Origin of the sequence: Halomonas saccharevitans (assembly GCF_900116405.1) — a bacterium.
Classification (GTDB): Bacteria; Pseudomonadota; Gammaproteobacteria; order Pseudomonadales; family Halomonadaceae; genus Halomonas; species Halomonas saccharevitans.
The window spans coordinates 36,457-49,797 of record NZ_FPAQ01000005.1; the positions used below are offsets into that span (position 1 = coordinate 36,457).

The 13,341-nt window shown below is 68.6% G+C and carries 10 protein-coding genes; 7 read left to right on the forward strand and 3 right to left on the reverse strand.

Going from position 1 to position 13,341, the window contains the following annotated elements; genetic code table 11:
• Positions 1-122: 122 nt before the first annotated feature.
• Positions 123-851, reverse strand: a complete 729-nt coding sequence (gene tsaA / locus BM388_RS03760) for a tRNA (N6-threonylcarbamoyladenosine(37)-N6)-methyltransferase TrmO (RefSeq protein WP_089847377.1) — start codon at positions 849-851, stop codon at positions 123-125.
• An 85-nt stretch (positions 852-936) separates the two neighbouring features.
• Here tsaA and BM388_RS03765 point away from each other — a divergent pair, with 85 nt between their 5' ends.
• Positions 937-1,497, forward strand: coding sequence for a GNAT family N-acetyltransferase (locus tag BM388_RS03765; RefSeq protein ID WP_089847379.1), 561 nt, complete (start codon positions 937-939; stop codon positions 1,495-1,497).
• A gap of 39 nt (positions 1,498-1,536) precedes the next feature.
• Here the strand turns inward: BM388_RS03765 and nadC are convergent, their stop codons facing one another.
• Positions 1,537-2,388 (reverse strand): carboxylating nicotinate-nucleotide diphosphorylase, encoded by an 852-nt coding sequence (gene nadC / locus BM388_RS03770; RefSeq protein ID WP_089847381.1) that lies wholly within the window; start codon positions 2,386-2,388, stop codon positions 1,537-1,539.
• Between the two features lie 78 nt (positions 2,389-2,466).
• Here nadC and ampD point away from each other — a divergent pair, with 78 nt between their 5' ends.
• The 6 genes from ampD to BM388_RS03800 all read left to right on the forward strand — a co-directional run bounded on the left by ampD (position 2,467) and on the right by BM388_RS03800 (position 10,727).
• Entirely contained in the window at positions 2,467-3,030 is a 564-nt protein-coding gene (gene ampD, locus BM388_RS03775; protein ID WP_089847383.1) for a 1,6-anhydro-N-acetylmuramyl-L-alanine amidase AmpD, read from the forward strand.
• 351 nt (positions 3,031-3,381) lie between these two features.
• Complete coding sequence (gene aceE / locus BM388_RS03780; protein ID WP_089847385.1) at positions 3,382-6,054, forward strand: pyruvate dehydrogenase (acetyl-transferring), homodimeric type; 2,673 nt, start codon at positions 3,382-3,384, stop codon at positions 6,052-6,054.
• Between the two features lie 75 nt (positions 6,055-6,129).
• Positions 6,130-8,169: a pyruvate dehydrogenase complex dihydrolipoyllysine-residue acetyltransferase gene (gene aceF / locus BM388_RS03785; protein WP_089847387.1), complete on the forward strand. Its 2,040-nt coding sequence runs from the start codon at positions 6,130-6,132 to the stop codon at positions 8,167-8,169.
• Positions 8,170-8,405: 236 nt separating this feature from the next.
• Positions 8,406-9,062 carry an adenylate kinase gene (gene adk, locus BM388_RS03790; protein WP_089847389.1) on the forward strand — a complete coding sequence of 219 codons (657 nt, stop codon included), beginning with the start codon at positions 8,406-8,408 and terminating at the stop codon, positions 9,060-9,062.
• A 121-nt stretch (positions 9,063-9,183) separates the two neighbouring features.
• Positions 9,184-9,900 carry a tRNA (adenosine(37)-N6)-threonylcarbamoyltransferase complex dimerization subunit type 1 TsaB gene (tsaB, locus tag BM388_RS03795; protein WP_089847391.1) on the forward strand — a complete coding sequence of 239 codons (717 nt, stop codon included), beginning with the start codon at positions 9,184-9,186 and terminating at the stop codon, positions 9,898-9,900.
• The gene (locus tag BM388_RS03800) at positions 9,897-10,727 is read left to right on the forward strand and encodes a class I SAM-dependent methyltransferase (protein ID WP_245781454.1); all 831 of its coding nucleotides are present in this window, start codon (positions 9,897-9,899) and stop codon (positions 10,725-10,727) included. The genes tsaB and BM388_RS03800 overlap by 4 nt, the downstream gene beginning before the upstream one ends.
• Positions 10,728-10,771: 44 nt before the next feature.
• Here BM388_RS03800 and plsB read toward each other — a convergent pair whose 3' ends face one another.
• Positions 10,772-13,237, reverse strand: coding sequence for a glycerol-3-phosphate 1-O-acyltransferase PlsB (gene plsB / locus BM388_RS03805; RefSeq protein ID WP_245781455.1), 2,466 nt, complete (start codon positions 13,235-13,237; stop codon positions 10,772-10,774).
• Positions 13,238-13,341 lie beyond the last annotated feature (104 nt).

Consider the following 13,341-nt stretch of genomic DNA (forward strand, 5'->3'; position numbering starts at 1 on the left):
GCTCGCGACATGAATCAGCACATCTTCTTGCCATGTGGATCATTCAGACAAGCCCGGTCGAAATGATCGAACGGCATACGATGACGCCCTCTACGGAGGGCGTCGTCTTATGTGTCCTTTGTCTACATTGTCACGATCTCGACGACCTCCAGGCGCGTCTCGCCCGCGGCGTCGGTGCGCGCCTGGAAGCGGACGTCCACGTCGCGTAGGCGCATTCCGTAGACCCGTTCCTCGGCGCCGCGGCGATAGGCGGGGCGCGGGTCCTGGGCGAGCACCTCGCGGATCAGCTCGCGCAGGCTGTCGCCGTCCTCCCGGCGCGCCAGTACCGTCTCGGCGGCGGGGGAAAAACCCACCGCCAGCGTGGGCGGTGCCTCGGGGGCGAAGCCGGCGCGCGCCTCGGGGCGCGACTCCGCCCAGGGCAGATAGGGCTTGAGGTCGAGCACCGGCGTGCCGCTGACCAGGTCGGCGCCGCGCAGGGCCAGGCGTACGCCGTCGGCGGTGTCGATGTCGACCAGCTCCACCAGCGAGAGCCCCAGACGGTTGGGGCGATGGGTGCTGCGGCTGGCGAAGACGCCTACCCGGGCGTTGCCGCCCAGGCGCGGCGGGCGCACCAGCGGCGTCCAGCGCTCGGGGCTCTGGTGGAAGACGAAGGTCAGCCAGAGGTGGCTGAAGGCCTCGAGGCCCCGCACCGTCAGCGGATCATCGAAGGGTGGCAGCAGCACCAGGCTCGCCCGGGCCGTGTCGGCGAGCCCCGGCTGGCGCGGAATGCCGAACTTGTCCGGGAAGTCGCTCTCGATGACGCCGATGGGCGTCACGGTGAAGGCCTCGGGCGGGGCGGGGCGGTCGTGCATTGAGGATCCTTTCCGTCGCGGGGATTGGCCCCGAGGCAGGGCTTGGGTAGTCTGCTGGCTGACCATCATCGCAGGAAGCTCACGCATGCGTCATGCCGATCACCCCAACGCCGGCGCCGAGCCGCCCTCTGAGGCGCTCCCCGGGGCGCGCCGCGGCCCGCGCATCGTCTACCGCACGGCTCGCGCCCGCGACGCCGCCGACCAGGCCGAGGTCTTTCATCACGCCGTGATGCAGGGTGCCGCGGGGCACTATACGCTGGCCGAGCGTGAGGCCTGGGCGATGGCCCTGCCGCGGGACGCCAGTGCCTGGTCGGCGCGCCAGGCGCTCTTCACCACCCTGGTGGCCGACTGCGAGGGGCGCTGCGTGGGCTTTCTCGAACTGGATCTGGCCGAGGGCCGGATCGAGACCCTCTATGTCTGGCCGTCGCTGGGGCGGCGCGGCATCGGCTCGACGCTGCTGGTGCATGCCGAGCGGATGTTGCTGGAGCAGGGAGTGAGCCGCGCCCGCATCGAGGCCAGCGCCGTGTTGGCCGATGGCCTGGTGCACCGCGGCTGGCAGCAGCGGGGCGACGACTGGGTCGAGCGCGGCGGCGAGCGGCTCTATCGCCAGCGCCTGGAGAAGCGCCTGGTCGCCGTCGAGACCTGAAACCGCCTCTCGGCTGCCCCTCGTCGCCTATGGCGTGCCTCAGCCTGGCTGGTCGATGAAGCGCATCGACAGATCGATGGCCTTCAGGTCCTTGGTCAGCGCGCCGCTGGAGATGCAGTTCACCCCGGTCTCGGCGATGGCGCGCAGGGTGGTCTCGTCGACGTTGCCCGAGGCCTCCAGGGTGGCGCGCCCTGCGTTGCGGGCGACCGCCTCGCGCATGTCGTCGAGGTTGAAGTTGTCGAGCATGATCACGTCGGCGCCGGCGGCCAGCGCCAGGTCGAGCTCCTCGAAGGTCTCCACCTCAACCTCCACCGGCAGGTCGCGGGCGATGTCCCGGGCCTCTTTCACCGCGGCCTCGATCCCCCCGCAGGCGGCGATATGGTTCTCCTTGATCAAAAAGGCGTCATAGAGGCCGATGCGATGGTTATGCCCACCGCCGCAGGTCACCGCGTACTTCTGCGCCAGGCGCAGGCCGGGCAGGGTCTTGCGGGTGTCGAGCAGGCGCACCCCGGTACCCTCGAGCAGGTCCACGTAGTGGCGAGTGCGGGTCGCCGTGGCCGAGAGGGTCTGCAGCAGGTTGAGCGCGGCGCGCTCGCCGGTGAGCAGGCTGCGCGCCGGGCCCTCCAGCTCCAGGAAGCCCTGGCCGGCCGCGAGGCGGTCGCCGTCCGCGGCCTGCCAGTGCAGGCTGACTCGGGGGTCGAGACGCCGAAAGAGTTCGTCGACCCAGGCCACGCCGCAGAGGATCGTCGCCTCGCGGGTGATCACCCGCGCGCGGGCCATCTGCTTCTCGGGAATCAGCTGGGCGGTGATGTCACCGGGGCCGACGTCCTCGGCCAGCAGCCGAGCGGCACTGTCACGGATCTCTTCGGCAATGGCGTCCTGATAATGCATGGCGGGTCCATCTCTGTGCGGGGAAGCTTGAGCGAGTCATTATAGGGGAAACCCATGCATCGACGTCAGGGAAAAACCATGCGCATCGACGACGGCTGGCTGGCGCCCGCCCGGCGGCTCGCCTCGCCCAACCAGGACGCTCGCCCGGCGGGGGAGGTCTCGCTGCTGGTGCTGCACTCGATCAGCCTGCCGCCGAGGGAGTTCGGCGGCGAGCATATCGAGCGGCTCTTCACCAACCGGCTCGATCCCGCGGCGCACCCCTTCTTTGCCGCGATCGCCGAGCTGCGCGTCTCGGCGCATCTGCTGATCCGTCGCGACGGGGAGTGCGTGCAGTTCGTGCCCTTCGCGGCCCGCGCCTGGCACGCCGGCCGCTCATGCTGGCAGGATGGCGCCCATGAGCGACGCGCCTTGAACGATTTCGCCGTGGGCATCGAGCTGGAAGGCGACGAGGTGACGCCCTACACCGGCGCCCAGTACCGGGCCCTGGCAAGCGCCACGGCGGCACTGCTGGCGCACTATCCGGCGCTCACGACGCGTCGCATCACCAGCCACGCCCGGGTGGCCCCTCTGCGCAAGACCGATCCCGGCCCCGCCTTCGACTGGGCCTATTTTCGCCAGGAGCTCGGAAAAATACGTACTTAGGCACCAAGTTTGGCGGAGAGGCGCGGCGGAAGGGGCATTCCATGCGCCTGGCCTGTTCATCGACGGGTAGTCGTCTTACAGGGGTAGGGTTCGCATGGCCTGACGGAGGTGAGCGGCGCTAATTCCCTGCGCTGCGGTGCAATATGTTGTATTTGAAAAATATTTCCACTCTATCTTGAATTGGCAGAAGCCAGCGTTTACGGTATCTTCGCGCCATCAGCAGCGGCACCCTAAGCACTGTCTTGTAAAACAACTACAGGTCTGACGCGTTGGGGCGCCGATCCCGATCATGAGTGCCATTTCGCCCCTCTGCGGGGCCGCAGTTCCCCACCGTCATTCGGAGAGACGTCTATGAGTCTGGAAACAAGAGAAGATCTCGATCCGGTCGAAACCACGGAATGGCTGGATTCCCTGGAATCGGTCCTGGATCGCGAGGGCGAGGATCGTGCCCGGTACCTGATGACTCGCCTGGCCGACCGGGTGCGGCGCGATGGCATGCAGGTGCCCTTCTCGGTGACTACCCCGCATCGCAACACCATTCCGGTGCACCGCGAAGCGCCGATGCCGGGCGACCTGTTCATGGAACGTCGAATCCGCTCGCTGATTCGCTACAACGCCATCGCCCAGGTCATCCGCAACAACCGCGCCAACCCGGGTCTGGGCGGGCACATTGCCAGCTTCATGTCGGCGGCGACCCTGTATGACGTGGGCTTCAACCACTTCTTCCGCGCCCCGAACGGCGACTTCGAAGGCGACCTTGTCTACATCCAGGGTCACGTGGCGCCGGGCGTCTACGCCCGCGCCTACCTCGAGGGCCGCCTCACCGAAGACCAGATGGACAAGTATCGCCAGGAGGTGGACGGTGACGGCCTCTCGTCCTATCCGCACCCCTGGCTGATGCCGGACTTCTGGCAGTTCCCCACGGTATCCATGGGCCTCGGCCCCATCCAGGCCATTTACCAGGCCCACGTGATGAAGTACCTGGATTCCCGTGAACTCAAGAACATGCATGATCGCAAGATCTGGTGCTTCATGGGCGACGGCGAGTGTGACGAGCCGGAGTCCCTCGGTGCCATTCACCTGGCCAGCCGCGAGAAGCTCGACAACCTGATCTTCGTCATCAACTGCAACCTGCAGCGTCTCGACGGCCCGGTGCGCGGCAACTCGCGGATCATGGACGAGCTCGAGGGCGTCTTCCGCGGCGCCGGCTGGAACGTGCAGAAGGTCGTCTGGGGCCGTCTGTGGGATCCGCTCTTCGAGAAGGACACCAAGGGCATCCTGCAAAAGCGCATGGATGAGGCGGTCGACGGCGACTACCAGAACTACAAGGCCAACGGCGGCGCCTATACCAAGGAGCACTTCTTCGGGAAGTACCCGGAGACCGCCGAGATGGTCAAGGACATGTCCGACGAGGACATCTGGAAGCTCAATCGTGGCGGCCACGACCCGTTCAAGGTCTATGCGGCTTACCACGAGGCGACCCAGAACCCCAACGGCCGTCCCACCGTGATCCTGGCGCACACCGTCAAGGGCTACGGCATGGGCGGTGGCGATGGCGAGGCCGCCAACGAGGCGCACCAGGTCAAGACCATGGAGTACGAGGCGCTGCGTCGTTTCCGCGACCGCTTCGGCATCCCGCTGACCGACGAGCAGCTCAAGGAGGTGCCGTACTACAAGCCCGAGGACGACTCCCCGGAGCTCAAGTACATGCACCTGCAGCGTGAGCGCCTGGGTGGCTACCTGCCGAGCCGTCGCAACGACTTCGAGTCGCTGCCGATCCCTGAGCTTACGGACAAGACTTTTGCCTCACAGACCGGCGGTTCCAAGGGTCGCGAGGTCTCCACCACCATGGCCTTCGTGCGCATCCTGAACGGCCTGGTCAAGGACAAGAAGATCGGCGACCGCGTGGTGCCGATCATTCCCGACGAGGCGCGTACCTTCGGCATGGAGGGCATGTTCCGCCAGCTCGGCATCTACACCTCGGAAGGTCAGAAGTACGAGCCGGTGGATAAAGGCCAGATCATGTTCTACCGCGAGGATCAGAAGGGCCAGATCCTCGAGGAGGGCATCACCGAGGCCGGCGCCATGTCGGCGTGGATCGCCGCCGCGACCTCCTACTCGAACAACGCCACGACGCTGCTGCCGTTCTACGTCTACTACTCGATGTTCGGTTTCCAGCGCATCGGTGACCTGGCCTGGGCCGCCGGCGACATGCAGGCGCGCGGCTTCATGGTTGGCGGTACCGCCGGTCGCACCACCTTGAACGGTGAGGGGCTGCAGCACCAGGACGGCCACAGCCACCTGCAGGCGTCGATGATCCCGAACTGCCGCAGCTACGATCCGACCTATGCCCATGAGGTGGCGGTGATCGTCCAGGACGGCCTGAAGCGCATGTTCACCGACAAGGAGAACTGCTTCTACTACCTGACGGTGATGAACGAGAACTACGAACAGCCGGTCATGGAGGAAGTGCCCGCCGCCGACATCATCAAGGGCATGTACCTGCTGCGCGAGACAAAGGGCAAGAAGGGCCGCGTGCAGCTGATGGGCTGTGGCACCATCCTGCGCGAGGTCGAGGCGGCCGCCGAGATGCTCGCCGAGGAGTGGGGCGTGGGCGCCGACATCTGGAGCGTCACCAGCTTCAACGAGCTGCGTCGCGAGGCCCTGGAGATCGACCGTCAGGCCTTCATCAACCCCGAGGCCGAGGCGGTCAAGCCCCACGTCACCGCCTGCCTGGAGGGCCGTGAGGGTCCGGCGATCGTCTCCACCGACTACATGAAGCTGTTCGCCGACCAGGTCCGCGCCTGGGTGCCGACCGACTATCATGTACTCGGGACCGACGGTTACGGCCGCTCCGACACCCGCGAGAAGCTGCGTCACTTCTTCGAGGTCGACCGTCGCTTCGTTACCGTGGCCGCGCTCAAGGCGCTGGCCGACCGTGGCGAGCTGGATCGCAAGGTCGTCGGCGAGGCGCTCAAGAAGTATGGCATCGATCCGGCCAAGCCCAACCCGCTTGCGGTGTGAGGCGTCGCCCGAGCGATTCGGTGGCATGGCGGGCCCGCGGGCCCGCCCCCGTCAAGAGTTTGAAGGAGCGCGACCTTGAGTAGCGAAATCATCAAAGTTCCGGACATCGGTGGCGATACCGATGTCGAGATCATCGAGATCGCGGTGGCCGAGGGCGACGTCATCGCCCCCGAGGACACCCTGATCACGCTGGAATCCGACAAGGCCAGCATGGACGTGCCGGCGCCCAAGGGCGGCAAGGTGCTGAAGGTCCTGGTCAAGGAGGGCGATACCGTCTCCGAGGGTGACGACATCGTCGAGATCGAGGCCGAGGGTGGCGGCGACGCCGACGCCGGTGGCAAGGAAGAGGCCGAGAAGGCCCCCGAGCCCCAGAAGGCCCCCGAGCCCGAGAAGGCGGCCGAGCCCGCGCCGGAGAAGCCCGCGGCCAAGAGCGGCGGCGGCAAGCAGACCGTCGAGATCAAGGTGCCCGACCTCGGCGGCTCCGCCGACGTGGAGATCATCGAGGTGGCGGTAGCCGCGGGTGACCAGGTCGACGCGGAAGACACCCTGATCACCCTGGAGTCCGACAAGGCCTCCATGGACGTGCCGAGCCCTCAGGCCGGCAAGCTGGTCACGCTCACCGTCAAGGAGGGCGATACCGTCTCCGAGGGTGACGTCATCGGTACCATGGAAGTCGAAGGCGAGGGTGGCGGTGACGCCGAGCCCGCCGAGTCGGCACCCGCGCCGGCCGAGAGTGCCCCGCAGGAGGACGCCCCGGCCGAGCAGGAAGAGAGCGGCGGCGAGCCGGAGCGCAAGGAAGTGCGCGTGCCGGACCTCTCGGGTTCCGCCGACGTGCCGATCATCGAGATCGCCGCCAGCGCCGGCGACGAGGTCGACGAGGAAGATCCGCTGATCACCCTGGAGTCCGACAAGGCTTCCATGGACGTGCCCAGCCCCTACAAGGGCAAGCTCCTCGAGCTGACCGTCAAGGAGGGCGATACCGTCTCCGAGGGCGACCTGATCGGCTATATCGAAGTGGCCGGCACTCCGGTCGCGGGTAGCAAGCCCGCCGCCAAGCCGGCGGCGAAGGCTCCCGAGCAGAAGGCGGACAAGAAGCCCGAGCAGAAGGCGCAGGCGCCGGCCGCGAAGTCGTCTGGCACCCCTGCCGGTTCGCCGAGCCCCGAGGCGCAGATGGCCGCCCACAAGCCGCGCGACGGCAAGCTGGTGCACGCCGGTCCGGCGGTGCGCATGCTGGCCCGTGAGCTGGGCGTCGACCTGGGGCTGGTCAAGCCCAGCGGCCCCAAGGAGCGCGTGCTCAAGGAGGACGTCCACGCCTACGTCAAGCAGGTCATGGACGGCAAGGCCCAGACGCCCGCCGCGGCACCGGCTGCCGCCGGCAGCGGCATTCCGCCGATCCCGGATCAGGACTTCAGCCAGTTCGGCGAGGTGGAAGAGAAGCCGATGGGTCGCCTTATGAAGATGGGCGCCACCAACCTGCATCGCAGCTGGGTCAACCTGCCCCACGTCACGCAGTTCGACGAGGCGGACATCAGCGAGCTCGAGGCCTTCCGCAAGTCGATGAAGGCCGAGGCCGAGGCGCAGGGCGCCAAGCTCACGCCGCTGCCCTTCCTGATCAAGGCCTGTGCCTTCGCGCTGAAGAAGTACCCGCAGTTCAACGTCAGCCTGAAGAGTGACGGCGAGACGATCGTGCACAAGAAGTACGTGCACATCGGCATCGCCGTGGACACTCCGGACGGCCTGATGGTGCCGGTGATCCGCAACGCCGACCAGAAGTCGCTGATCGAACTGGCCAAGGAGTCGGTGGAGCTGGCTGGCAAGGCGCAGTCGAAGAAGCTCAAGCGCGACGAGATGACCGGCGGCTGCTTCACCATCTCGAGCCTGGGCTCCATCGGCGGCACCGCCTTCACGCCGATCGTCAACGCCCCGGAGGTTGCCATCCTCGGCATCTCCAAGGCGTCGATGAAGCCGGTGTGGGACGGCGCGGCCTTCCAGCCGCGGCTGATGATGCCGCTGTGCCTCTCCTACGACCACCGGGCGGTCAACGGAGCCGACGCCGCGCGCTTCACTGCCTTCCTGGGTCAGGTGCTGACGGACATCCGTCGACTGCTGCTGTAAGTCGCTCCCTGCCACCGACAACGGCGCCGCGAGGCGCCGTTGTCGTTTGTGGGCCCCGCTCGTGTAGGGCAGACCAAAGTGCAACTTGGTCGCAGGGGCTTGATGCCGCACCCTTTTTTCTCTCTTTAGCGACGCGAATCCGGGCCCTTCGCTTGTCTGCGCCCGGCGGCGCGGTTATCGTTCGCTTCTTACCTTTCTTCCTCTATCCGCAATACACACTTCTAAGGAGCAGTCAGATGCGTTTGATCCTTTTGGGCGCCCCGGGTGCCGGCAAGGGTACTCAGGCCCAGTTCATCTGCGAGCGTTTCAACATTCCGCAGATCTCCACTGGCGACATGCTGCGCGCCGCGGTGAAGGAGGGCAGCGATCTGGGGCTCAAGGTCAAGGAGATCATGAACAGCGGCGGCCTGGTGTCCGACGACATCATCATCGCCCTGGTCAAGGAGCGCATCAGCCAGCCCGACTGCGCCAACGGCTTCCTGTTCGACGGCTTCCCGCGCACCATCCCGCAGGCTCAGGCCATGCGCGATGCCGAGGTGAAGATCGATCACGTGCTGGAGATCGCCGTCGATGACGAGGAGATCGTCAAGCGACTGGCCGGCCGCCGCGTCCACCCGGGCTCGGGTCGCGTCTACCACCTCGAGTACCAGCCGCCGAAGGGAGAGGGCAAGGACGACGTCACCGGCGAGGCCCTGATCCAGCGCGACGATGATCGCGAGTCCACGGTGCGCAACCGTCTGGCGGTCTACCACGAGCAGACCGCGCCGCTGGTCGACTACTACCAGCAGTGGGCCGAGGAGGCGCCCGAGGCGGCCCCGGCCTACCATCGTGTCGAGGGCGTGGGCAGCATCGACGACATCACCGGTCAGGTGATCGAGGCCCTCGAAGGCTGAGTCTCGCTTCCAGTCTCATTCGTGCACTGCACGTCGCCGAAGGCCCGCATGCGCGGGCCTTCGTCGTTGGCGGCGGCGCGCGTATAATGCGCGGACATTTCTCGCCACGACGTGATCTCCCATGCCGATCCTGCTGGCCCTGGACGCTTCCTCGAGCGCCTGTTCCGCCGCCCTGCTGAGCCGCCGTGACGGCCATGCCGACGAACTGATCTCACGCTTCGCCCTGACCCCGCGGGAGCACACTCGCCGCCTGCTGCCGATGGTCGACGAGGTGCTCGCCGAGGCGGGCCTGGCGGCCTCGGCGCTCGACGCCGTGGCCTATGGCCGGGGTCCCGGCTCCTTCACCGGACTGCGCATCGCCGCCGGCGTCGCCCAGGGGCTCGCCTTCGGCCTCGACCGCCCGATGGTCGGCGTCTCGACACTCGAGGCGCTGGCCCTGGGCGGGCATCGCCGCCATCACTATCGCCGGCTGATCACCGCCCTGGACGCCCGCATGGGCGAGATCTACGTGGCCGCCTGGCAGTGTCGCGACGGTCGCGTGCTGCCGCTCTCACAGGAGGCAGTGATGCCACCCTCGCGGCTCTGCCTGCCCGATCTCGAGGACAGTGCTCAGGGTGACGCCGACTGGGTCGGCATCGGTTCCGGCTGGCATCTTCGCGAGCAGATGAGCGTCGAGGTGCAGGCGGGGCTCGGTCTGTGCCTGCCCGAGGTGGAGGCCGAGGCCGCCGACATGGCGCTGCTGGCCATGGAGGCCCTGGAGCGGGGCGAGGCCCGCCCGGCCCACGAGGTGCAGCCGGTCTACCTGCGCGATCGGGTCGCCTGGCAGAAGAGCCGATGAGCGGCGTGGCGGTGCGGGACCCCGACCTGTATCCGCTCGCCCGGCGCCTGGGGCTGCCCACGGTGGCAGAAGCAGGGATGGCCGAGGCAGGGGTGACCGATGCAGCGTCCGCCGACATAGCGCCCGGTATTGCGGGCGACGATGACGGGGCGGAGCTGACTCTCGCCCGCCAGGACGACCGCCTGGTGCTGGCCGGCGATCCGCGCCGCTACGGCCACCCGCTGGCGGTGGACTTCGTCAGCGGGCGCGCCGCCCATCGGCGGCGCTTCGGCGGCGGTCGAGGCCAGCTCATCGCCCGCGCCTGCGGCCTGGCCAAGGGCGTCACGCCCTCGGTGGTGGATGCCACCGCGGGGCTCGGCCGCGACGCCTTCGTGCTGGCAAGCCTCGGGGCCGAGGTGCTGCTGATGGAGCGGGTCGCGGCGATCTTCGCGCTGCTCGAGGACGGCCTGGCGCGGGCGCTGGCCGATCCCGAGACCCGCGACATCGCGGCACGCATGCACCTGGTGCATGGCGATGCCTCCCGCGAGCTGGCGACCCTGGTGGCGAGCGCCGGCGTGGCCCCTGAGGTGATCCATCTCGACCCGATGTTTCCCCACCGCGAGAAGTCCGCGCTGGTCAAGAAGGAGATGCGCCTCTTCCGCAACCTGGCCGGCGACGACCCGGACGCCCCGCGGCTGCTCGAGGCGGCGCTGGACGTGGCGACCCATCGGGTGGTGGTCAAACGACCGCGCAAGGCACCGCCCCTGGAGGGCCCGCCGCCGCGACACGTCATCGCGGACAAGACCAGCCGCTACGATCTCTACGTGCATCGCCGGCTCGGCGCCTGAGCTCAGCCCTCGCCTCTCATCCTTCACCGCTCATCCTTTGCCTTTCATTCGTCACCCCGGCGGCTGACCAGCTGCAGTCGGTGGCGCAGCGCCGGGTCGAACAGCGCCCGGCTTTGCCGGGCCGCCTCGCGCAGCGCCTCACCAAAGGTCAGGCGGCCGTCATCGGTGGCGAGCCATCCGCAGGCCGCGAGGCTCTCCACCAGGCCGGCGAACAGCCGCGCATCGAAGAATTCCGGGGCGTCGCGTCCCGAGAGCAGGGCCAGCCGTTCGGCCAATAGCCGGCTTCGCTCGGTGAGCGCCTCGGCGGTGAAGTGCCCCGGGGGCTCGCTCAACAGCACCGAGAGCAGCAGGTAGCCCCGCTCCAGCGAGGGCTGCATCAGCGCACCGAGCATGTCGAGCTGCTCCCCGGCCGCGAGCGACTCCCGGGGCCGCCGCCAGCCCTCGTCCTCGCGCTCCAAGAGGCCCTGTTCGACCAGCGCCTCGAGCATCGCGGCGAGATCCTCATGCAGCGCCGGCGCCGGCGCCGGCGCGGGCTCGATGGCGAGCTCCCGGGCGAGTATCGGCCAGCCGGGGCCGAGCAGGGCGGCGAGATCGTCCAGGCGATGGCAGGCCTGATGACGAAAGGCGAAGGCGGTGAGGCCGGCCAGGGCGAAGAGGTGCAGCACGTTGTTGCGGTACCAGCCCAAGAGCCCGGCCTGGCGCGCGTCGGCGACGATGATGTCGCCCAGCGGGTGGGGGTGGCGGCCGATCATACCGAGCGCGGCCACCTGATCGATCCACGCCTCGGGCGTGCCCGTCGGCAGGCTCGCGTCGCGCCCGCCCGGCAGGCGCCGCTGCAGGGCCACCAGCAGCGCCAGCTGCTGGGTCAGCAGCCCGGCCTCGATGGCGCGGTGGGGCGTGGCCAGCAGCACCAGGGCCACCAGGTTGACCGGGTTGAGCGCGGCGGCGGCGTTGATGCGCTGCGAGAGGGTCTCGCCGAGCGCCGGCACGACCCTATTGAGCCAGGCCGGACGTGGCGCCTCGGGCGCATGCCGCCAGCCCGGCACCTGAGCGTCGAGGAAGGCGGAGAGCGACAGCGGCTCGCCGACGTTCACGTCCACCCGCCCGTGAGGCTGGCGCAGCCGACGCGTCACGCCGAGCAGTGCCAGCGGCGACTCCTTGCGCTTGTCGGCCCCGCGCATCTCGCGCTGGTAGCTGGCGTTCTCGAGGATGCGCTCGTAGCCGAGGTAGACGGGCACGAAGAGCACATCTCGGCCGCCCTCCCGTCGGCTGCGCAGGAAGGAGCGCAGGGTCATGGCGAGCATCCCCGGGCGGGCCGGCAGCAGGCGGCCGCTGCGCGAGCGCCCGCCCTCCATGAAGTACTCCAGGGGGTGGCCCCGCGACAGCAGGCGGTGCAGGTACTCGTTGAAGACCGCCGCATAGAGGCGATTGTCGCGAAAGCTGCGGCGCATGAAGAAGGCGCCGCCGCGGCGCAGCAGCGGGCCGATCAGCGGCATGTCGAGGTTGCGCCCGGCGGCGATGTGCGGCGGCATCAGCCCCTCGCGGTAGAGCGCGTAGGAGAGCAGCAGGTAGTCGATGTGGCTGCGGTGGCAGGGCACATAGACCAGGGTGTGATCGCCAGCGACGGCCTTGACCCGCGACAGGCCGCGCACCCCGACGCCATCGTAGAGGCGGTTCCACAGGCGACGCAGGGCGCCTGCCATGAAGCGCATCACCGGGTAGGTCATGTCGGAGGCGATCTCGCGGCCGTAGCGGCGGGCGCGTCGGGCGATCCGCGGCCGCGTTGCTTTCTCGGCCGCGGCCACCTCTCCGATGGCACGCTGCACTTCGGCGCTGGCCACCACGCCGTCGATCAGTGTGCGCCGGTGGGAGAGGTCGGGGCCCAGCACCCGGGTGCGGGTGCGTCGAAAATGCCCTCGTAAGAGCCTGGCCACCTTGCGATTGGTGAGCGCGGGGTCGCGGTCGTCATCGAGCTCGGAGAGAAGCAGCGGCGTGCCGAACTGCACCTCGACGTCGCGCCCGTTGACCACTACCGAGAGCAGGCGGCGCAGCCGCCCGGTGAGTCGCCAGCTATCGGCGGCCAGCAGCTGCCAGACGCCGAAGCGCTTGCCCGGGGCGCGTCCCCAGAAGACGCTCACCGGCACCAGCTGCGCATCGTGCGCGGGATCGCGGCGGTACTGCTCGATCAGCGGCTGGAAGGGCGCCGCCGATCGCCGTCCGCGGCGCCACAGGCGTCGCCCCGGGGCGGGCAGCGCCAGGCAGGCGGGCAGGGTCACGCTCCCTACGCGGCGTTGGCCGCCGGCCGCCGGCAGGCCGTGGGAGTGAGCCAGCGTCTCCAGCAGCAGGGTGTCGGAGAGCGCCGGGCGCGACAGCACGTAGAGCACCGGCAGCGTCGGTTCCAGCGGCAGCGCATCGGGTGCGGGCTCGATCAGTCGGATCTGGCACCCGCGGGACATCAGCTGCGTGAGCGGTGCGCGCAGCGCGCCGGCGAGCATGCGTGCAAGGCCCATCCGTTTGCCTCGACCGGAAATGAATCCTCAGTATAACGCCCCCAGATGCGGCGGGCAGCGGGCGGCCTTTTCCCCGAGCGGTAAACATGCGTCAATGCCGTAAC